20 protein-coding genes are annotated in these 21,221 nt (G+C 59.6%); 7 read left to right on the forward strand and 13 right to left on the reverse strand.

All coding sequences use genetic code 11. The features are described from left to right. Positions 1–32: 32 nt before the first annotated feature. On the reverse strand, positions 33–458 hold the full coding sequence (locus tag ACA049_RS29150) for a DUF4399 domain-containing protein (protein WP_497331695.1): 426 nt from the start codon (positions 456–458) through the stop codon (positions 33–35). Positions 459–593: 135 nt separating this feature from the next. Here ACA049_RS29150 and ACA049_RS29155 point away from each other — a divergent pair, with 135 nt between their 5' ends. Beyond that, positions 594–1,181, forward strand: a complete 588-nt coding sequence (locus ACA049_RS29155; protein WP_497331697.1) for a transporter substrate-binding domain-containing protein — start codon at positions 594–596, stop codon at positions 1,179–1,181. A gap of 141 nt (positions 1,182–1,322) precedes the next feature. Here ACA049_RS29155 and ACA049_RS29160 read toward each other — a convergent pair whose 3' ends face one another. Then, positions 1,323–1,808: a 2-thiouracil desulfurase family protein gene (locus ACA049_RS29160; protein ID WP_497331699.1), complete on the reverse strand. Its 486-nt coding sequence runs from the start codon at positions 1,806–1,808 to the stop codon at positions 1,323–1,325. A gap of 2 nt (positions 1,809–1,810) precedes the next feature. Next, positions 1,811–2,443: a 2OG-Fe(II) oxygenase gene (locus ACA049_RS29165; RefSeq protein WP_497331701.1), complete on the reverse strand. Its 633-nt coding sequence runs from the start codon at positions 2,441–2,443 to the stop codon at positions 1,811–1,813. 123 nt (positions 2,444–2,566) lie between these two features. Here ACA049_RS29165 and ACA049_RS29170 point away from each other — a divergent pair, with 123 nt between their 5' ends. Further along, the gene (locus ACA049_RS29170) at positions 2,567–3,319 is read left to right on the forward strand and encodes a DUF2059 domain-containing protein (protein ID WP_497331703.1); all 753 of its coding nucleotides are present in this window, start codon (positions 2,567–2,569) and stop codon (positions 3,317–3,319) included. 105 nt (positions 3,320–3,424) lie between these two features. On the opposite strand, the gene bipL is transcribed toward ACA049_RS29170, so the two are convergent. Beyond that, positions 3,425–4,372 carry a phospholipase BipL gene (gene bipL / locus ACA049_RS29175; protein ID WP_497331705.1) on the reverse strand — a complete coding sequence of 316 codons (948 nt, stop codon included), beginning with the start codon at positions 4,370–4,372 and terminating at the stop codon, positions 3,425–3,427. Between the two features lie 97 nt (positions 4,373–4,469). Here bipL and ACA049_RS29180 point away from each other — a divergent pair, with 97 nt between their 5' ends. Continuing rightward, the gene (locus tag ACA049_RS29180) at positions 4,470–5,048 is read left to right on the forward strand and encodes a DUF6436 domain-containing protein (RefSeq protein ID WP_497331707.1); all 579 of its coding nucleotides are present in this window, start codon (positions 4,470–4,472) and stop codon (positions 5,046–5,048) included. A 102-nt stretch (positions 5,049–5,150) separates the two neighbouring features. After that, on the forward strand, positions 5,151–7,562 hold the full coding sequence (locus tag ACA049_RS29185) for a penicillin acylase family protein (RefSeq protein ID WP_497331709.1): 2,412 nt from the start codon (positions 5,151–5,153) through the stop codon (positions 7,560–7,562). Positions 7,563–7,680: 118 nt separating this feature from the next. Here the strand turns inward: ACA049_RS29185 and ACA049_RS29190 are convergent, their stop codons facing one another. After that, complete coding sequence (locus tag ACA049_RS29190; RefSeq protein ID WP_497331711.1) at positions 7,681–8,646, reverse strand: GlxA family transcriptional regulator; 966 nt, start codon at positions 8,644–8,646, stop codon at positions 7,681–7,683. A gap of 368 nt (positions 8,647–9,014) precedes the next feature. Here ACA049_RS29190 and ACA049_RS29195 point away from each other — a divergent pair, with 368 nt between their 5' ends. Further along, the gene (locus tag ACA049_RS29195) at positions 9,015–9,656 is read left to right on the forward strand and encodes an HD domain-containing protein (protein ID WP_497314356.1); all 642 of its coding nucleotides are present in this window, start codon (positions 9,015–9,017) and stop codon (positions 9,654–9,656) included. A gap of 140 nt (positions 9,657–9,796) precedes the next feature. Here ACA049_RS29195 and ACA049_RS29200 read toward each other — a convergent pair whose 3' ends face one another. The 8 genes from ACA049_RS29200 to ACA049_RS29235 form a co-directional block, all read right to left on the reverse strand. After that, positions 9,797–10,687 (reverse strand): ABC transporter permease subunit, encoded by an 891-nt coding sequence (locus tag ACA049_RS29200; protein WP_403107591.1) that lies wholly within the window; start codon positions 10,685–10,687, stop codon positions 9,797–9,799. After that, entirely contained in the window at positions 10,684–11,565 is an 882-nt protein-coding gene (locus tag ACA049_RS29205) for an ABC transporter permease subunit (protein ID WP_497337006.1), read from the reverse strand. The genes ACA049_RS29200 and ACA049_RS29205 overlap by 4 nt, the downstream gene beginning before the upstream one ends. 35 nt (positions 11,566–11,600) lie before the next feature. Beyond that, positions 11,601–12,743, reverse strand: coding sequence for an ABC transporter ATP-binding protein (locus ACA049_RS29210; RefSeq protein WP_497331713.1), 1,143 nt, complete (start codon positions 12,741–12,743; stop codon positions 11,601–11,603). Positions 12,744–12,815: 72 nt separating this feature from the next. Beyond that, complete coding sequence (locus ACA049_RS29215; protein WP_497331715.1) at positions 12,816–13,913, reverse strand: polyamine ABC transporter substrate-binding protein; 1,098 nt, start codon at positions 13,911–13,913, stop codon at positions 12,816–12,818. Positions 13,914–14,101: 188 nt separating this feature from the next. Then, a complete protein-coding gene (locus tag ACA049_RS29220) occupies positions 14,102–15,214 on the reverse strand; it encodes a polyamine ABC transporter substrate-binding protein (protein ID WP_497331717.1) in 1,113 nt (370 codons plus the stop codon). Between the two features lie 169 nt (positions 15,215–15,383). Continuing rightward, entirely contained in the window at positions 15,384–16,748 is a 1,365-nt protein-coding gene (locus ACA049_RS29225) for an aspartate aminotransferase family protein (RefSeq protein ID WP_497331719.1), read from the reverse strand. Positions 16,749–16,807: 59 nt separating this feature from the next. Beyond that, positions 16,808–18,166, reverse strand: coding sequence for a glutamine synthetase family protein (locus ACA049_RS29230; RefSeq protein ID WP_017341357.1), 1,359 nt, complete (start codon positions 18,164–18,166; stop codon positions 16,808–16,810). A 37-nt stretch (positions 18,167–18,203) separates the two neighbouring features. Next, complete coding sequence (locus tag ACA049_RS29235) at positions 18,204–18,584, reverse strand: gamma-glutamyl-gamma-aminobutyrate hydrolase family protein (protein ID WP_497331721.1); 381 nt, start codon at positions 18,582–18,584, stop codon at positions 18,204–18,206. Positions 18,585–18,862: 278 nt separating this feature from the next. Here ACA049_RS29235 and ACA049_RS29240 point away from each other — a divergent pair, with 278 nt between their 5' ends. Both ACA049_RS29240 and ACA049_RS29245 read left to right on the forward strand, forming a co-directional pair. After that, positions 18,863–20,239, forward strand: a complete 1,377-nt coding sequence (locus ACA049_RS29240) for a glutamine synthetase family protein (protein WP_109635714.1) — start codon at positions 18,863–18,865, stop codon at positions 20,237–20,239. 240 nt (positions 20,240–20,479) lie between these two features. Beyond that, entirely contained in the window at positions 20,480–21,118 is a 639-nt protein-coding gene (locus tag ACA049_RS29245; protein WP_497331723.1) for a TetR/AcrR family transcriptional regulator, read from the forward strand. The last annotated feature ends 103 nt before the right edge of the window (positions 21,119–21,221 follow it).

Consider the following 21,221-nt stretch of genomic DNA (forward strand, 5'->3'; position numbering starts at 1 on the left):
AAGGGCTCCCTTTTTCATGGGCGCTACTAACGTTACTTAACGTTGACGGTGATCTTTTCGGAGACGACCGGTGGATCGAAGGCCATATGGTTCATGTCGCCCAACTCCAACTGCAAGGTGTGCTTGCCAGGTGTCAGCGTCAGCTCGGTTTCTGTCTGCGCCTTGCCGAAATGAACGTGATTGGCATCTGCCGGGATGACCGCCCCAGCCGCAACTATTTCCTTGGCATCGACCAGCAAATGGTGGTGGCCAGTATTCTTGGTGGCATCGCCTGCTGGCGCCAACGCAACGTTCTCAACAGCGAATTTGACTTTGAAAGTTTGCGGAACAGTCCCACCATCTTCAGGAGAAACAATGGACACTTCAGCACCCTTGGGTGCCGGCGTAGCCGCACTGGCCAGTACCGAAACGCCCATCAATAGGCCAGCCAATGCTGCTCGTGACATAAACGTTTTCATTCTCTTCTCCAGTTTTTCCGTAAAATCCGCGTGGCCGAGACAACTTCACGGCCATTCGTTGTCGAAGGATCTCGACAACCATAGCAAAGCGAGCCTGAACCAGCGCGTCGCAATAATGAATTCAAAGGAGTGACCATGCGTTTTTTGCCTGGCCTGATCTGCCTGCTACCCCTTTTGAGCCCTTTGGCTCATGCCGAACTGATTGACGATGTTTTCGACCGCGGCGAATTGCGCATTGCTCTTGAGGCTAATACACCGCCCTTCAATTTCAAGGACGACGGCAAACTCACTGGTTTCGAAGTCGAATTAGGCCAACTGCTGGCCAATGAGCTGGATGTGCGGGCCGACTTTGTCGTCACTGATTCCAATGATCTGTTGCCCGGTGTTGAAACCGGCAAGTACGACATCGCCATCAACCACATAGCAATGACCCCGGAACTGAAGGATCGTTTCGACTTCACCGAGCCTTACGCTCGCACCAACGCGCAATTGATCGCGCAGAAAGAAGAAGAGCCGCGTTCGATCCTGCTGGTGCAGTCGCTGACGGAAGAAAAGCCAAAAGCCGCCCCGGCCGTGGACCTGGCGATTCCGTTTCAGAAGGGTAACCCGGCATTTCACGCCAGCCTGGAAGCTGCGTTGAAGCGGATCAAGGCGGATGGGCGACTGGGGGCGCTGGAGCAGAAGTGGTTTGGGGCGGATGCGAGTGCGGCGCCGAAACCCTGATCCCAGACTGATGAATAACCCTGTAGGAGCTGTCGAGTGAAACGAGGCTGCGATCTTTTGATCTTGTCTTTAAAAGGCAAAATCAAAAGATCGCAGCCTCGTTTCACTCGACAGCTCCTACAGGGGTTTTGTGTGGGGGCGTTAGTCTTGTGCGGTCAATGCTGCTGCCGCTTGAGGTAACTCCAACTCACTGAAGACTTGAACGCCATTGCGTTTGAGCAACGCAGCGGTGACGCCTTCACCACTGACCTTCACGCCGCTGAAGCTCCCGTCATACGTCAACAGATTCCCGCACGAAGGGCTGTTAGCCTTGAGCACGGCGATCCTGATGCCGTGCTTTTGCACCAGTTCCAACGCCTGATAAGCCCCCGAAAGAAACTCGGCGCTGACGTCCTCACCCTCGGTGGTGATCACAGAGGCGTGGCCATCCAGCACTTCACTCCCCTGCCCGCCCGGAATTTCCGCTGCGGCCCTGGGTGTCGGCAAGCCACCGGCCACTTCCGGGCACAGCGGCACCACTCGACCTTCATCGAGCCACTGTTGCAGCTGATCAAACGGCCCGCTCGCCCCGCCGTCGTAGCGGACGCGGTGACCCAGCAGGCAGCGGCTTACCAGGATTTTCTGCATGATCAGAACGGCTCGTTACCACGACGGCGGAACCAACCCGTCAACGACAGGCGATCCCGGGTCGCGGGCAGGACTTCGTGGGGCACTTCGCCCGACAGGAACACCACCAGGCATCCGCCGGTGGGCACCACATCGTGTTCGACGCCGCCCTCCAGGTACATGCGCAACTGGCCGCCGTGTTCGGGCAGCCAGGCGTCATTGAGATAGATCACTGCCGAGACCATGCGTCGGTCATCATCACGAAAACGATCGACATGCTTGAGGTAAAACGCACCGGGCGGGTACAGGGCGAAATGGCTTTCGAAATCTTCCAGGCCCAGGAAGAGCCCGCGATTCATTGCCTCGCGCAGGCTGTCCATCAAGCCCAGGTAACTGTCGCACGCCACGGCCTGGCCGGGCTCGAGCCACTGGATGTGGTCGCCGCGAATCCCCTCGCGAATCTCCGACGTCGGCCCGCGCCCCACCGCCGCTGGGGCCAGTTCACCCTCGGCTGCACGTTTACGGCACTCAGCCGCCAGTTCCCGGGTCAGACCCAGAGGCAGGAAAATATTCTGCTGCGACCAGCCGCGCTCGGCCAGGTCGTCGACGATACGTAACAGCAGCGGGTGATCAGAGGATATTTGCATGGCGCGCATAGTATTCCTGTGCCTGCAAATCCGACAGAGCCGCGCGGCGGAGGATTTGTCGGATTACTGATACGAATTCTCGACAAGTACCCAAGCCGCACGGAGAATAGTCGCCTGCTGACAGGAGTCCCTATGCGCCGTTTGCTTTTTTCATTGCTGATGCTCTGTGTGTTGCCCGCTTGGGCAGACGGCCACGACCAGTTGTACAAGGTCGCCGGTTGGCCAGATCAGCGCGCGCATTTTAACGACGCCCTCTCAGCCGCTCAGCAGCGTTACCAGAACAGCCTGCCACCGGCGGTGTTTCAAGCCTTGGTCAACAACAGCAATCAACGCTTCGCCCCCCAGGCCGTGGACCAGCGCGCCGAAGCGCAACTGCGCAAAAGCCTCGCCGATCCGAAACCCGCACTGACTTTCTTTCAATCGCCCCTGGGCAAGAAAATCGTCGCCGCCGAATTGCTGGCGACCCGTCGCGATCAGCTGGCGAAAAATGCCAAGGGCCTGCCGAAGATTCAAGCCAGCGACAGCCGCATGCTGATCATCGGCCACCTGGCCCAGGCCCTGCCCGCTCGCGAAGCCGGCGCCGAGGTCAGCCTGGCGATTGCCGGCGTCGCAGCCGACAGCCTGAGTTCGATGATTCCGGGTTTGCTCGGTGGTGGTCAGGCGCAGGGGATGTTGAACGGACAGCGCCAGCGGTTGATGGATCAGATCGGGGCCGATCTGAACAACACGCTGTTGTATGTCTATCGCGATTTGTCGGATGAAGAACTGGAAGAGTTCGCCACGTTTGCCGAGTCCACTGAAGGCAAGGCGTACTACCAGGCCGCGTTGGCGGCGATTCGGGCGGGGTTGGCGGTGGGGCAGAATCCGGCGAGCCTCAGCCAGTAATCTTCGGCACCTGATACACCGCCTTCGCGGGCAAGCCTCGCTCCTACAGATGACCACATACCCGTGTAGGAGCGAGGCTTGCCCGCGAAGAGGCCCTATCTGCCGCTAAAGATTCCGACCCTTGATCCGCTTCGTCAAAAACCCGAAATACTCCTCCCGCATCGCCAGAGTTTCATTCGCCAAATGATGCCGCGCCTCCGCCAGCATCAATACCTGCGGCCGATCAAACTTGGCTTTCAACACTTCAAGGTTATGCTCCCAATCCACCGTCATGTCCGCCTGCCCCTGCACAATCAGCGGGCGCCGTGGACTGTTCGGTGCGGCCTCGATCCGCTTGATCCACCGCGCCAGCGCACCCACCCAAGCCGTTGGCAGTCGCAGCGGTTGCAGCGGATCAGCTTGCAGGAACGGCAAGAAGTCAGGGTCGTTGGAATTCTCGCTGAAGCGCCGGGCGATGGCTTTGACGAAGGGTTTGAGCAAGTAATAACTGAGCTGCGACCAACCCCAGGCGCGCGGTCGAACCAGCGGTGACAACAGAATTACCTGCCCCTGGGCTGGACTGTTCGCGCCCTGGTTGAGCACATGATCGATCACAATCGCCCCGCCGGTACTCTGCCCGCACAGGTGCCACGGCTGCGGAAGGTCCAGCGACTGCGCCTCGGCAAACATCCCTTGCAGCGTGTGCTGATACTCGGCGAAATCCTTGATGCTCGCCCGCTCGCCGCTGGACAGACCATGCCCCGGCAAGTCGCAGGCAATCACCGCGAAACCCTGATCCAGCGCCCACTCGATCACATGCCGGTAAAGCCCGGTGTGGTCGTAGAAACCGTGGAACAGAAACAGCGTCGCCTTCGCCCGCTCGGGCCACCAGACCTGGCTGACCACCTCATAGCCATCGACCTCGAAACGCCCCAACCCGCTGCGCTGCGTTCGCCCCGGAAAATCCAGCCCGTAGAACCGCTGATAGGCCAGCGCCTCCACCGAAAGCGGCTGCCACTCGGCCAATGGCCGCAGGCTGGCACGCAAATGATCGGGGTCGAAAGTGGCAGGCATGAACGATTCCAGAGCGCTAAACAGACTTTATGGGTCTGCGATATTCATCTGTCGCGGCAAGCATGGCAAGCTAGCCGACCTTCGAGGATTGAAACCCATGCGTCCGGCCTACCGCACCACACTGCTTGCCAGCCTGCTCGCCCTCGTGTGTGCCGGCGTGTTGTGGGCGGCGTATGACTGGTTTCAGGGTCGCTACCTGCGCGCCTTCAGTTCGCACACCGCGGTATTTTCCGGCGATCCGCTGCGCCTGCCCGACGACCTCGCCGGCCCCGGCGCCATTCGCCTGGTGCATTTCTGGGACCCGGCCTGCCCGTGCAATGTCGGCAACCAACAACACCTGACCGAACTGGTTGAGCACTACGTACCGCAGGGCGTGGAATTTTACGCGGTTCAAAAACCCGGTAGTCACGGTCAGTTGCCCAGCACCTTGAGCAGCCTGAAAAGCATCACCGTGCTTCCGGGTTCCGAACAGATCCCCGCCAGCCCGGCGGTGGCGATCTGGGACCGCAGCGGCAAACTGGCGTATTTCGGCCCGTACAGTGAAGGCCTGACCTGCAATTCGAACAACAGCTTCATTGAACCCATCCTGCAAGCACTCAGCGAAGGTCGCGCGGTGGGCGCCACCCATACGCTGGCGGTCGGTTGCTATTGCCCTTGGCCGGAGGAAGTGAAGTAAGGCAATCCTGACTTTTCCAGGACCGCGATGCCCGGCACAGAAGGTCTGTGCTACATGTTTGCAGCCCGCACGGGCGGCAATCCCGAAGAACAAGGAGTCACCATGAAACGCGTCCTGACCGTACTTGTATTGCTGATCGTCACGCTCGTCATCGGGGTCGGCGGGTACGTGTACATCAAGCAGCCGACGCGCCAGGGCCAGGTGGAGTTGCAGCATCTCCAGGGCTCGGTGACCGTGCGCTACGACGAGCGCGGCGTGCCGCACATCCGCGCCGAAAACGAAACCGACCTCTACCGCACCCTCGGCTACGTGCAGGCCCAGGACCGCTTGTTCCAGATGGAAGCCATGCGCCGCCTCGCCCGGGGTGAGCTGGCTGAAATCCTCGGACCGAAACTGATCGACACCGACAAACTGTTCCGCAGCCTGCGCATCCGTGAACGCGCCGAGAGCTACGTGGCCGCGCTGGATCGTCAGTCACCGGCGTGGAAGGCGCTGGAAGCCTATCTGGATGGCATCAATCAATATCAGGACACTCACGCGGCGCCCATGGAGTTCGACGTGCTGGGCATCCACAAGCGCCCTTTCACGGCTGAAGACAGCATCAGCGTCGCCGGTTACATGGCTTACAGCTTTGCCGCCGCGTTTCGCACCGAACCTTTGCTGACATTTGTGCGCGACCAACTGGGCGCCGAGTACCTGAACGTTTTCGAACTCGACTGGCAGCCCAAAGGCGTGTTGGCCAAGACGCGCTCAACGCCTGGCCCCGCCCTCGCCGCCGGTGACTGGAAAGACCTGAACGCCCTCGCCCGTTTGAGCGAACAGGCCTTGGCCGACAACGGCCTGCCGCAATTCGAAGGCAGCAATGCCTGGGTGATCTCCGGTAGCCGCAGCAAAAGTACCAAGCCGCTGCTGGCCGGTGACCCGCACATTCGCTTCTCGGTGCCGTCGGTGTGGTACGAGGCGCAACTGTCGGCGCCGGGCTTCGAGCTCTACGGCCACCATCAGGCGCTGGTGCCGTTTGCCTTTCTCGGTCACAACCTGGATTTCGGCTGGAGCCTGACGATGTTCCAGAACGACGACCTCGACCTGATCGCCGAGAAGGTCAATCCGGACAACCCGAACCAGGTCTGGTATCGCGGCAAATGGGTCGACATGCTCAACACCGAGCAACAGATCGCGGTGAAGGGCCAGGCGCCAGTCACGCTGACGCTGCGCCAGTCGCCCCACGGCCCGATCATCAACGATGCACTCGGCACCGCCGCCGGCAAGACGCCGGTGGCCATGTGGTGGGCGTTCCTGGAAACGCCGAACCCGATCCTCGACGGCTTCTACCAGCTCAACCGCGCCGACACCCTGGCCAAGGCCCGCGCCGCAGCGGCCAAGGTTCAGGCGCCGGGCTTGAATATCGTCTACGCCAACGCCAAGGGTGACATCGGCTGGTGGGCCTCGGCGCTGCTGCCCAAACGCGCGGCCGGAGTGAAGCCCGGCTTCATCCTCGACGGCAGCACCAACCAGGCGGACAAGGAAGGTTTCTACCCATTCAGCGCCAACCCGCAGGAAGAGAACCCGGCGCGCGGCTACATCGTTTCGGCCAACTTCCAGCCTGTCTCGCCGACCGGCATGGAGATTCCCGGTTACTACAACCTTGCCGATCGCGGCCAGCAACTCAATCGCCAGCTCAGCGACAAGAATGTGAAGTGGGACAACGAGGCCAACCAGAAGCTGCAACTGGGTACCACCACCGCGTACGGCCCGCGTCTGTTGGCGCCGCTGTTGCCGGTATTGCGTGAAGTGGTGAGCGATCCGGCCGAGCTGAAACTGGTCGAGCAACTGGCGCAATGGAAAGGCGATTACCCGCTGGATTCCACCAGCGCCACGCTGTTCAACCAGTTCCTGTTCAACCTGGCCGACGCGACGATGCACGATGAGCTGGGCGATGACTTTTTCGAAACCCTGCTCTCGACTCGCGTGATCGACGCCGCGCTGCCGCGCCTCGCTGCGACTGCCGACTCGCCGTGGTGGGACAACCGCAACACCCTCGGCAAGGAAACCCGCGCCGACACGGTGAAGGTGGCGTGGCAAGCGAGCATCGCTCATCTCAAGACCACCCTTGGCGCTGATTTCGCGCAATGGCAGTGGGGCAAGGCGCACACCCTGACTCACGGCCACCCGTTGGGCGTGCAGAAGCCGCTGGACCGGATCTTCAACGTCGGCCCGTTCGCGGCGCCCGGCACCCATGAAGTGCCGAACAATCTTTCGGCCAAGATCGGCCCGGCGCCGTGGCCGGTGACGTATGGCCCGTCGACCCGGCGCCTGGTGGACTTTGCCGACCCGGCCCACAGCCTGACCATCAACCCGGTCGGCCAGAGCGGCGTGCCGTTCGACAGCCATTACGATGACCAGGCTGAGGCGTATGTCGAAGGGATTTACTACGAGGCGCATTTCAATAACGAAGAAGTCACGGCCAATACGCGCAGTACGTTGAAGTTTTTGCCGGCGCGGGCTGCGCCTTAGATTTTTGTTGTCTGGGCTGACGCCTTCGCGAGCAAGCCCGCTCCCACAGTTGAAATGCATTCCAATGTGGGAGCGGGCTTGCTCGCGAAGAGGCCCTCACAGGCAACACAAATGTCAGCTAAACCATCGCCGCAAAATTCTGCCTGAACTGCTGCGGCGTCACCCCCAGCCGGCGATTGAACACCGTGCGCATATGCTGGGCATCGCGAAACCCGCATTGATACGCCACGGTCTTGAGCGGTGAATGAGTGCTTTCCAGCAACACCCGCGCCGCATCCACCCTCGCCCGCTCGACGAATTCCGCTGGGGTGATTTTCGCTTCCTTGGCGAACACCCGGGAAAAATTGCGCGCGCTCATGTTGGCCGCGTTCGCCAGATCGGCAATGGTCAAGTCGCCGGTAAGGTTGGCCAGGACGTAGAGCTGCACCAACGCCACCGCCGACGTCGGTTCGGCGTGGGGCGTGAGGAACGGACTGAACTGCGATTGCCCGCCCGAACGCTGGGTGAACACCACCAGGCGCTTGGCCACGCTCAGCGCCACTTCCGGCCCGTGGTCTTGCGCCAGCAGATACAGCGACAAATCGATCCCCGCCGTCACCCCGGCCGAGGTAAAGAGCTCGCCGTCCTGCACGTAGAGGCGATCGGCATCCACCTGGGTCGACGGGCATAACGTAGCCAGCGCCGCTGCATCATCCCAGTGGGTGGTGACGGTTCGCCCTTCGAGCAATCTGGCCCGGGCCAGCATGAACGCGCCGTTGCAAATCGAGCCAAACCGTTGCGAACGCGCACAGGCATCACGCAACCAGGCATCGAAGGCCGCGCCAAAATCCAGGAACGGCAACTGCGGCCCGCCGGCCACCAGCAGCAAGTCATAAGCCTCCAGCGCTTCACTGAAATGCCGATGGGCGTTGAGCGACAAACCGTTGGAACACGGCATCACCCCGCGCTCGACACCAATGACCTCCAACCGGTAATGGTCGTGCGGCTCGAGGAAACGATTGGCTTCGGAAAACACATCCATGGGACCGGTGACGTCCAGCGACTGGACGCCTGCGAATACCACGATGGCAACGGTTTTACTCATGGCAGGAATCGCCTCAATTGTGAGCCATCACACGACCTGTAGCAGCTGCCGAGCCTGCGAGGCTGCGTTCGGCTGCGAAGCAGTCGTGAAATCAGGCAACTCGATCATCCAGGTGAACCGCGTATACAGGGTTTACGACTGCTTCGCAGCCGAACGCAGCCTCGCAGGCTCGGCAGCTGCTACAGGGCATGCATACAACCCGGGTTACCTGCGTCAACCCTAGCCAATCCAGGCGCAACAAGCGAGGTTGGCGCGATATGCATGCTCATTGGCCGGGATCGCAGCCATGGATCGATTGTCCGGTTTGGGAGGCGGGAACAGACTTGTTCCATCAGCGCCGCCACGGCGTTCCCCACGAGGAAAGCACCATGAGCAGCATCATTGCCGGTATCAAAATCCCTGACAGCGCGTTGGCCCGGGCCACCACTGAATACATCCGTGACGCCGAGTCCGACCTGCTTTACCACCACTCACGCCGGGTGTTTCTGTTCGGCGCCCTGAGCGGTGAGCGCAAGCAGTTGGCCTACGATCCGGAAATGCTCTATGTCGGCGCCATGTTCCATGACTTGGGCCTGGTGGAAGGTCATCGCACCGACGACGAGCGTTTCGAAGTCGACAGCGCCAACGCCGCCAAGGCGTTCCTCAAGCCGTATGGTTTGTCGGATGGCGATATCGAGCAGGTGTGGCTGTCGATTGCCCTGCACACCACGCCGGGCGTGCCGCAACACTTGCGGCCCAACGTGGCACTGGTCACGGCCGGTGTGGAAATGGATGTGCTGGGTATCGACTACGCCGCATTCCCCACCGTGCAGCGTGAGGCGGTGGTGCATGCGCACCCACGGGGTGAAGGGTTCAAGGAGTGCATCCTGTGTGCGTTCGCCAATGGCTTCAAACACAAACCGGACACCACGTTCGGCACGGTGAACGCCGATGTGCTGGTGGACAGCGAGCCGGGGTTCAAGCCGATGAACTTCGTCGAGATCATCCGCAAATCCCCTTGGGTTTCCTGACTACCAAAAAAACCTGTGGGAGCGGGCTTGCTCGCGAAAGCGGTCTGTCAGTCGACATCTCTATCGACTGACACGGCCTCTTCGCGAGCAAGCCCGCTCCCACATGGGATTTGGGTTGGCCACGAATCCGTGGACAACTTTTAAGCCGCTTCCGGCGCCTGGGCGCGACGCACGTCCGGTTGTTTCCAGGAATCGGCAGCGCTTTCTTCGATCGCCTGCTGGATCGCACGCTTGCGCGCTTCTTCGGCACGGCGGCTGAAGAACCAGACCAGGAAGGTCATCAGCGATACCGCCAGCAGAATCAGGCTGGCCACGGCGTTGATCTCGGGTTTAACCCCCAGACGCACCGCCGAGAACACTTCCATCGGCAGGGTCGTGGAACCCGGGCCCGACACGAAGCTCGCCAACACCAGGTCATCCAGCGACAAGGCGAACGACATCATGCCGCCCGCGCCCAACGATGGCGCGATCATCGGGATGGTGATCAGGAAGAACACCTTCCACGGCCGCGCACCGAGGTCCATGGCCGCCTCTTCGATGGACAAGTCCAGCTCACGCAAGCGCGCCGACACCACCACCGCCACATACGCCGCACAGAACGTGGTGTGAGCGATCCAGATGGTGACGATGCCGCGTTCCTGCGGCCAGCCGATCATCTGCGCCATCGCCACGAACAGCAGCAACAGCGACAGACCGGTGATCACTTCGGGCATCACCAGCGGCGCGGTGACCAGGCCACCGAACAGCGTGCGACCCTTGAAGTGGGTGATGCGTGTCAGGACGAATGCCGCCAACGTACCCAGTGCCACCGCCGCCACCGCCGTGTAGCAGGCGATTTCCAGCGAGCGCACCACCGAGCCCATCAGTTGCGTGTTGTCCATCAGGCCGACGTACCACTTGATCGACCAGCCGCCCCACACCGTCACCAGTTTCGAGGCGTTGAACGAGTAGATCACCAGGATCAGCATCGGCGCGTAGATGAACAGCAAGCCCGCGATCAGCATGAAACTCGAGAAACGGAAGCGCTTCATTCTTTACCCTCCATTTCCTTGGCCTGACTACGGTTGAACAGGATGATCGGCACAATCAGGATCGCCAGCATCACCACCGCCAGGGCAGACGCCACCGGCCAGTCACGGTTGTTGAAGAACTCTTGCCAGAGCACTTTACCGATCATCAGGGTTTCCGGACCGCCGAGCAGTTCCGGGATCACGAACTCGCCAACCACCGGGATGAACACCAGCATGCAGCCGGCGACGATGCCGTTCTTGGACAGCGGGATGGTGATCTTCCAGAAGCTGTTGAAGGTGCTCGAACCGAGGTCGGACGCGGCTTCCAGCAGGCTGTTGTCGTGTTTCACCAGGTTGGCGTACAGCGGCAGGATCATGAACGGCAGATAGGAGTAAACGACACCAATGTAGACGGCGAGGTTGGTGTTGAGGATCTGCAGCGGTTCATCGATCCAGCCCATGGTCATCAGGAAGCCATTGAGCAGACCGTTGTTGCTGAGGATGCCCATCCACGCATACACGCGGATCAGGATCGCGGTCCAGGTCGGCATCATGATCAGCAGCACCAGCACCGTTTGCAGCTCTTTACGGGCACTGGCAATGGCGTAGGCCATCGGATAGCCGATCAGCAGACAGAGGATGGTGCTGATCAGCGCCATCTTCAGCGAGCCAAGGTAGGCGGCGATGTACAACTCGTCGCCGGCCAGCATCGCGTAGTTGCCCAGGTTCAACAGCACCTGGAGCTTCTGGTCGATGAAGCTGTAGATCTCGGTGTACGGCGGAATGGCCACATCGGCTTCGGCGAAGCTGATCTTCAGGACGATGAAGAACGGCAACATGAAGAACAGGAACAGCCAGATGAACGGAACCCCGATGACCAGTTGGCGGCCACCGGGAATTATTCGATTGAGGCGGCGTTTGAATTTGCGCATGTTCATGAGCGAAGTACCACGCCGCTGTCGTCTTCCCACCACACGTAAACCTGATCACCCCAGGTTGGGCGTTGGCCACGACGCTCGGCGTTGGCGACGAACGACTGGACGATCTTGCCGCTCGGCAGCTCGACGTAGAACACCGAGTGGCCGCCCAGGTAGGCGATGTCGTGCACCTTGCCGCTGGACCAGTTGTATTCGCAGGTCGGCATGGTCGGCGTCACCAGCAGTTTTTCCGGACGGATCGCATAGGTCACGGACTTGTCCTGCACCGACGTACTGATGCCGTGGCCCACATAGATCTGACGGTCCAGGTCCTTGCAGGTGATGGTCGCGTGGCCTTCGGCGTCGTCGATCACTTCACCGTCGAAGATGTTGACGTTGCCTATGAATTCGCAGACCAGGCGGCTGGTCGGGGTTTCGTAGATGTCGATCGGGCTGCCGATCTGGGCGATCCAGCCCAGGTGCATGATCGCAATGCGCTCGGCCATGGTCATGGCCTCTTCCTGGTCGTGGGTCACCATGACGCAGGTTACGCCGACGCGCTCGATGATCTCGACCAGCTCCAGCTGCATTTGCGAACGCAGCTTCTTGTCCAACGCACCCATCGGCTCGTCGAGCAGCAACAGCTTCGGCCGCTTGGCCAAAGACCGCGCCAGGGCCACACGCTGACGCTGGCCACCGGACAACTGATGCGGCTTGCGCTTGGCGTACTGGCTCATCTGAACGAGCTTGAGCATGTCCGCCACGCGGGCATCGACTTCAGCGGCGGGCAGCTTGTCCTGCTTGAGGCCGAAGGCGATGTTCTGCGCCACGGTCATGTGCGGGAACAACGCGTAGGACTGGAACATCATGTTGATCGGCCGCTCGTAGGGCGGCATGTCAGTGATGTCTACGCCATCGAGGAAAATGCGCCCCTCCGTGGGCCGTTCGAAGCCTGCGAGCATGCGCAGCAACGTGGATTTGCCCGATCCCGAACCGCCGAGCAGGGCGAAAATCTCGCCTTTCTTGATTTCCAGGGACACATCGTCCACGGCAATCGTCTCGTCGAACTTCTTCGTGACCCGGTCGATTTTGACCAGCACCTGTTTAGGTGTCTGGTCGCCCTCGAGGGCTTTCTTATAGGCGCCGGAGGCAACTGCCATTTACGAAACTCCCAGAAAAAAGAGTGCAGTTCGCTCAAGGTGAGCCAACCTTGGATAGTTTGAGCCTTGAAGCTATTTACCCGACTTGACCTTGGTCCAGCTGCGGGTCATCAAACGTTGAATGTTTGGTGGTAATTCGACGGATACGTAGGTCTTGTCGAGTACCGCTTGCGGTGGATAAACCGACTCGTCGGTGCGGATGGACTGCTCCATCAACTTGTCCGAGCCAGGGTTGGGGTTCGCATAGCCAACAGAATCACTGACCTGTGCGATCACCTCGGGTTTCAACAGATAGTTGATGAAGGCGTGGGCCTCTTTGACGTTGGCCGCATCCTTGGGGATCGCCAACATGTCGAACCAGAGCGCGCCGCCCTCTTTGGGAATCGAGTAGGCGATGTTCATGCCCTTGCCGGCTTCTTCCGCACGGGCCTTGGCCTGGAACATGTCACCGGAGAAACCGATGGCGATGCAGATGTCGCCATTGGCGAGGTCCGCGATGTACTTGGACGAATGGAAGTACGTGACGTACGGACGCACCGCGAGCAACTTGGCCGTGGCCTTTTCGTAGTCCTTGGGATCTGTGCTGTTGGCGTTGAGGCCCATGTAGTTGAGGACAGTGGGCATCATTTCATCGGCGGAATCGAGGAATGCAACGCCGCAAGCGTGCAGTTTCTTGATGTTCTCCGGTTCGAACACCGCGCTCCAGGAATCGATCTTGTCGACACCCAGCACTTCCTTGATCTTGTCGACGTTGTAACCGATGCCGTTGGTGCCCCACAGGTACGGCACGGCGTATTGATTACCCGGATCGTTTTGCTCAAGACGCTTGAGCAATACCGGATCGAGGTTGGAATAGTTGGTCAGCAACTTCTTGTCGAGCTTCTGAAAAGCGCCGGCCTTGATCTGCTTGCCGAGGAAGTGGTTGGACGGCACGACCACGTCGTAACCGGTACGCCCGGCCAGCAACTTGCCTTCCAGGGTTTCGTTGGAGTCGAAGACGTCGTAAACCGGTTTGATGCCGGTCTCTTTCTGGAAGTCGGCCAGGGTGGTCGCACCGATGTAGTCCGACCAGTTATAAATATGCACAGTGCCGGCGGCCTGGACACTGACAGCGAGTGTCAGCCCGGCGCCGACCAGCATGGCATTGCGCAACAAAGAAAAAATAGGCAAGTGGAGGTCCTCTAAAATTAGTTGGGCCCAAGTTGCCCCGCGTTACATGACAGGCATGGCTGCCCAGCAACAAAACCGGCGCGCAACTTACCCTCGAAAAACCGTTCCAGCAAAACTTTCTGTCATTTAATTACACCTGTTGCCGTCACCGCGCAGGCAACGGCAACAGGTTATTGCCTCAAACCGGCTTATTTACCCGATTTGATCTTGGTCCAGCTGCGGGTCATGATCCGCTGGGTCGCGGCCGGCAAGTCGGCAATCGCGTACAGCTTGGCCAGCACGTCTGCCGGCGGGTAGATGCCCGGGTCGGCGGTGATTTCTTTATCAACCAATGCGGTGGCTGCCTGGTTTCCGTTCGGGAAGCGTACGGCGTTGGTGATTTCAGCCATGATTTCCGGCTTCTGCAGGAAGGTCATGAACTTGTAGGCGCCTTCGACGTTTTCGGCATCTTTAGGGATGGCGACCATGTCGTAGAAGCTGCCGGCACCTTCTTTCGGAATGTTGTAGCTGACTTTCACCTTGTCACCGGCTTCAGCCGCGCGGGACTTGGCCTGGTAGATGTCACCCGAGTAACCCACGGCTACGCAGATGTTGCCGTTGGCCAGGTCGGAGATGTACTTGGACGAGTGGAAGTAGCCCACCGAAGGACGAATCTTCAGGAACAGTGCTTCGGCTTCGGCCAGTTGTTTTTTGTCCTGGCTGTCGGTTGGATAGCCCAGGTAGTGCAACGCCACCGGAATCATCTCGGTTGGCGAATCGAGGAAACTGATACCGCACGACTTCAACTTGGCGGCGTTTTCAGGTTTGAACAGCAGGTCCCAGGAATTGGTTGGCGCGTCGGCACCCAGTGCAGCCTTGACCTTCTCGGCGTTGAAGCCGATACCGATCGAACCCCACATGTAAGGGAAAGCGTGTTCGTTGCCCGGGTCGCTCACCGATACTGCTTTAAGCAGGTCAGTGTTCAGGTTTTTCCAGTTAGGCAGCTTGGACTTGTCCAGCTTCTGGTAAACGCCGGCCTTGATCTGCTTGGCCAGGAAGTTGTTCGACGGCACGACGATGTCGTAGCCGGACTTGCCTGCCAGCAACTTGGCTTCCAGGGTTTCGTTACTGTCGAATACGTCGTAGACGACTTTGATACCGGACTCGGTTTCGAACTTCTTGATGGTGTCCGGAGCGATGTAGTCGGACCAGTTATAGACGTGCAACACCTTGTCGTCCGCCTGTACCGCACCCGCCATTATGCCCATCAGGGACATGGCGAGAAGTGTCTTGCCAGCAAGCTTTTTTCCTAATGCCTTCATGCGTAATGCTCCAAATTTTTCTTTTTTGAACCACTTTGTTCAGCGGCCGAACACGGACAACTGGAACCGCGGCTAGTCTGGCAAGATCCGAGGCGGTCTTTCAAGGAAAGGCCACCCTTTAGAACTGCTCTGAGCGAAAGTTTCATGACTCCCGCCCAGAGCCTAGCACTTAGCCCTGCAACGCACTCAGGGTCAGGTCCAGGCACTTGCGTGCCTTGGTCACCAGTTCATCGATTTCAGCCTTGGTAATCACCAGCGGCGGAGCAATGATCATGGTGTCCCCCACGGCACGCATGATCAGGCCGTTGTCGAAGCAGAACGTGCGGCAGATCATGCCGACGCCCTTGCCTTCGTAACGCTTGCGAGTGGCCTTGTCCTGAACCAGTTCGATCGCCCCCAGCAGACCGACCCCACGCACTTCCCCCACCAACGGGTGATCGTTCAGTTCCCGTAAGCGTTTCTGCAAATACGGTGCCGTTTCGGCATGAACGCGCTCGATAATTTTCTCTTCGCGCAGGATGCGGATGTTTTCCAGCGCCACCGCAGCGGCCACCGGGTGACCCGAATAAGTGAAACCGTGGTTGAAATCGCCACCTTCGTTGAGCACGGCGACGACTTCGTCACGCACGATCAGGCCACCCATCGGGATGTAGCCGGAAGTCAGGCCTTTGGCGATGGTCATCATGTCGGGCTTGAGGCCGTAGAAATCGGTACCGAACCACTCACCGGTGCGGCCGAAACCGCAGATCACTTCGTCCGCCACGAACAGGATGTCGTACTTGGCGAGGATTTCCTTGATGCGCGGCCAGTAGGTGTCTGGCGGAATGATCACGCCGCCGGCGCCCTGGATCGGCTCGGCAATAAAGGCACCGACGTTGTCCACGCCGATTTCCAGAATCTTCTCTTCCAGCTGATTCGCTGCCCACACGCCGAACTCTTCCGGTGTCATGTCGCCGCCTTCGCTGAACCAGTACGGCTGGGCAATGTGGACGATGCCCGGGATCGGCAAGTCGCCTTGTTCGTGCATGTAGGTCATGCCACCCAGGCTCGCGCCGGCCACGGTGGAACCGTGATAGCCGTTCTTGCGGCTGATGATGACTTTCTTCTTCGGTTGGCCCTTGATCGCCCAATAGTGGCGGACCATCCGCAGCATGGTGTCGTTGCCTTCGGAACCGGAACCGGTGAAGAACACGTGGTTCATGCCTTCCGGTGCGATGTCGGCGATGGCCTTGGCCAGTTCGAGTACCGGCGGGTGAGCGGTCTGGAAGAACAGGTTGTAGTAAGGCAGTTCGCGCATTTGTTTGCTGGCGGCATCGGCCAGTTCATCGCGACCGTAGCCGATCGCCACGCACCACAGGCCGGCCATGCCGTCGAGGATCTTGTTGCCTTCGCTGTCCCAGAGGTAAACGCCCTTGGCGCTGGTGATGATCCGCGGGCCTTTCTCTTTCAGCTGCTTGAAGTCGCTGAACGGGGCCAGGTGGTGATCGTTGCTCAGGGTTTGCCATTCACGGGTTTGCGGATTGTTGCTGGTCATACAAATCTCCTAAAAAAATCAGGTGAGGACGCCGCCCGACAACGGCAGCGCCCGGCGCATCAGACGGCGAAGAGCAGGAATTCCCGCTCCCACGAACTGATCACGCGCTTGAAGTTTTCATGCTCGGCCCGCTTGACCGCGACGTAGCCAGTGATGAATTTCTTGCCCAGGTATTTCTCGATGGTCGCGCTGTTTTCCATGCGTTCCAGCGCGTCTTCGATGGTCAGTGGCAGGCGCAGGTTGCGGCGCTCATAGCCGCGCCCCACCACCGGCGCACTCGGGTTCAAGCCTTCGACCATGCCGATGTAACCGCAGAGCAGGCTCGCGGCGATCGCCAGGTACGGGTTGGCGTCTGCGCCCGGCAGGCGGTTTTCCACCCGACGGTTTTGCGGCCCGGCATCCGGAACCCGCAGGCCCACGGTGCGGTTCTCTTCGCCCCATTCCACGTTCACCGGCGCCGAGGTGTCCGGCAGGAAGCGGCGGAACGAGTTGACGTTGGGCGCGAACAGCGGCAACAACTCGGGAATCAGCTTCTGCAGGCCACCGATGTGGTGCAGGAACAGTTGGCTCATGGTCCCGTCTTCATTGGAGAAGACGTTCTTGCCGGTTTCGATGTCGATGATGCTCTGGTGCAAGTGCATCGCACTGCCCGGCTCGCCGGTCATAGGCTTGGCCATGAAAGTGGCGGCCACGTCGTGCTTGAGTGCGGCTTCACGCATGGTGCGTTTGAAGATCAGGATCTGGTCGGCCAGGGACAGGGCATCACCGTGACGGAAGTTGATTTCCATCTGCGCTGTGCCGTCCTCATGGATCAACGTGTCGAGGTCCAGTTCCTGCAATTCGCACCAGTCGTAGACGTCCTCGAACAGCGGATCGAATTCGTTCGCCGCTTCAATGGAGAACGACTGACGACCGATTTCCGGGCGCCCGGAACGGCCAATCGGCGGTTGCAACGGGTAGTCCGGGTCGTCACTGCGCTTGGTCAGGTAGAACTCCATTTCCGGCGCCACAATGGGCTGCCAGCCTTTGTCGGCATAGAGTTTCAGAACCTTCTTGAGCACGTTGCGTGGCGACAGCTCGATCGGGTTGCCCTGCTTGTCGTAGGTGTCGTGGATCACCTGGGCAGTCGGCTCGATCGACCAGGGCACCAGGTAAACGGCGTTCTGGTCAGGGCGGCAGATCATGTCGATGTCGGCCGGGTCGAGCAGTTCGTAATAGATGTCGTCTTCGACATAGTCGCCGGTCACGGTCTGCAACAGAACGCTCTCGGGCAGGCGCATGCCTTTTTCGGCAATGAACTTGTTGGTCGGCGAAATCTTGCCCCGGGTGATCCCGGTCAAGTCGGCGATCATGCATTCGACTTCTGTGATCTTGTGGTCTTTCAACCAATCGGTGAGCTGGTCGAGGTTGTTACTCATAAATGCCTCTTAGGCTGAGTTTCCTGACTCTTGTAAGTCAGGCGTTGTTTGACGCATGGGCGTCGCGTGATACAGATTGCCACTGCAATGGCCGCGCGCAACTACCCACTCGGGTAATGGCGCGGGTCAGCGAGAGCGTAGTGGAACGTGCAGAATCATGAGCAGAAGCCGACGCGTTGGTCGGGCTGCCAAGGTGAAACGGTTCTATATTGGAAAGAGAGCCAGTAAAGAGAATGTCGTGCAGACCGTCCAGAATATCGGACGGGGACAGCAGATTCACCGGGGAAGGAAGAGTCGACGCCACGCCGTTGGCAACGCTTGCCTTGGCGTGAACGCAACGATCGCCACTGATGGGATAAGCATGCAGACCGATCTGCCTTGAGCAGATGGCGACGCCGATTAACGGCAGGCGAGACATGAAGCACCCCGGTATTATTGCTGTTATGGGTTTGAATCGAGCTTAGCCTTGTTCATTTTTTTACACAACACCCCCGTAAAAAATACAACACGGCCCGCTCAAGCCCGCGGGCGCTAAAGCGCTCAAAGGCATAAAAACGCCCCAAACTGCCTCAAAAAAGCCCTACGAGCGCTTTTTTAGGGCAAAAAAGGCCTCGCTTGACTTCGGCATGCCGTTCGGGTTGACTGAAACCCGAAGAGATCAATGATTGATATTTTTAACAACAAAGGTGTTGCATCATGTCGGTACCCCCGCGTGCCGTTCAGCTTAACGAAGCGAACGCGTTCCTTAAGGAACATCCTGAGGTTCTGTACGTTGACCTTCTGATTGCGGATATGAATGGTGTGGTGCGCGGCAAGCGCATTGAACGCACCAGTCTCCACAAGGTTTACGAGAAAGGCATCAACCTGCCGGCCTCTCTATTTGCTCTGGATATCAATGGCTCGACGGTGGAAAGCACCGGCCTGGGCCTGGACATCGGCGATGCTGACCGAATCTGCTATCCAATCCCTGACACCCTGTGCAATGAACCCTGGCAGAAGCGCCCTACTGCGCAACTGCTGATGACCATGCACGAACTCGAAGGCCAGCCGTTCTTTGCCGACCCGCGAGAAGTGCTGGCCAATGTGGTTCGCAAGTTCGACGAGATGGGCCTGACCATCTGTGCCGCGTTCGAACTGGAGTTCTACCTGATCGACCAGGAGAACGTGAACGGTCGTCCGCAACCGCCACGCTCGCCGGTGTCCGGCAAACGCCCGCATTCGACTCAGGTGTACCTGATCGACGACCTCGACGAATACGTCGACTGCCTCCAGGACATTCTGGAAGGTGCGAAGGAGCAAGGCATTCCTGCCGATGCAATCGTCAAGGAAAGTGCCCCGGCGCAGTTCGAAGTGAACCTGCACCACGTGGCCGACCCGATCAAGGCCTGCGACTACGCGGTCCTGCTCAAGCGCCTGATCAAGAACATCGCCTACGACCATGAGATGGACACCACCTTCATGGCCAAGCCTTACCCAGGCCAGGCGGGTAATGGTCTGCACGTGCACATTTCGATTCTTGATAAAGAAGGCAAAAACATTTTTGCCAGCGAGGATCCCGAGCAGAACGCCGCACTGCGTCACGCGATCGGCGGTGTGCTCGAGACCCTACCGGCGCAGATGGCTTTCCTCTGCCCGAACGTCAACTCCTACCGTCGTTTCGGCGCACAGTTCTACGTGCCGAACTCGCCGTGCTGGGGCCTGGACAACCGTACCGTGGCGATCCGCGTTCCAACCGGTGCCGCCGATGCCGTGCGCATCGAACACCGTGTGGCCGGCGCCGACGCCAACCCGTATCTGCTGATGGCTTCGGTTCTGGCAGGCGTGCATCACGGCCTGACTAACAAGATCGAGCCGGGCGCTCCCGTGGAAGGCAACTCCTACGAGCAGAACGAGCAAAGCCTGCCGAACAATCTGCGCGATGCATTGCGTGAGCTGGACGACAGCGAAGTCATGGCCAAGTACATCGATCCGAAATACATCGATATCTTCGTGGCTTGTAAGGAAAGCGAGCTGGAGGAGTTTGAACACTCCATCTCCGACCTTGAGTACAACTGGTACCTGCATACCGTTTAAGCGGTTGCAGTAAAAAGAAACGCCGCAAGCCTTACAGCTTGCGGCGTTTTTTTATGGGTTCATTCAGTTGGACCGAGGCGACTGCTTCGCGAGCAAGCCCGCTCCACTGGATTTTCTGTGAACATAAAATTTGTGTTCGACACCAATCAAATGTGGGAGCGGGCTTGCTCGCGAAGGCGGCCGAGAAGACAACACACAACCCTGCTCGTACAATGCCCCCTGCCCCGCAGGAGGACTCCAATGACGCGCACCGCCACCGTTCGCAAACCCCGCGCCCGCAGCCAGGCCCGGATCGATTCGATACTCGATGCCGCCCGCACGCTGCTGGCTGCCGAAGGCGTGGCCAGTCTGTCGATCTACAGCGTCGCCGAGCGCGCGGAGATCCCGCCCTCCTCCGTCTACCATTTCTTCGCCAGCGTCCCTGCGCTGCTCGAAGCCCTGACGGCCGACGTCCACGCCGCGTTCCGCGCCTGCCTGCAAGCACCCATCGACCACAACGCCCTCAGCGGCTGGCGCGACCTGTCGCGAATCGTCGAGCAGCGCATGCTCGACATCTACGACGAAGATGCCGCTGCCCGTCAACTGATCCTCGCCCAGCACGGGCTGACCGAAGTCACCCAGGCCGACCGCCAGCACGACATCGAGCTTGGTGACCTGATGCACAAGCTGTTCGATCATCACTTCGAGCTGCCGAAGTTGCCGGGCGATGTCGATGTCTTTGCGCTGGCGATGGAGCTGGGGGATCGGGTGTACGCGCGTTCGGTGCAGCAGCATGGGCAGATCACGCCGCGCATGGCGGAGGAAGGCATGCGGGTGTTTGATGCGTATCTGGGGCTGTACTTGCCGCCGTATTTGCCCAAGCGCGTCATTCCAGCCTGATTTCTTTATTGGCTGTGCGGGCCTCTTCGCGAGCAAGCCCGCTCCCACATTCGACCCGTTTGTGCGCACTTTCTGTGTTCACTGAGGATTAAATGTGGGAGCG

Source organism: Pseudomonas sp. LBUM1662 (genome assembly GCF_059695915.1).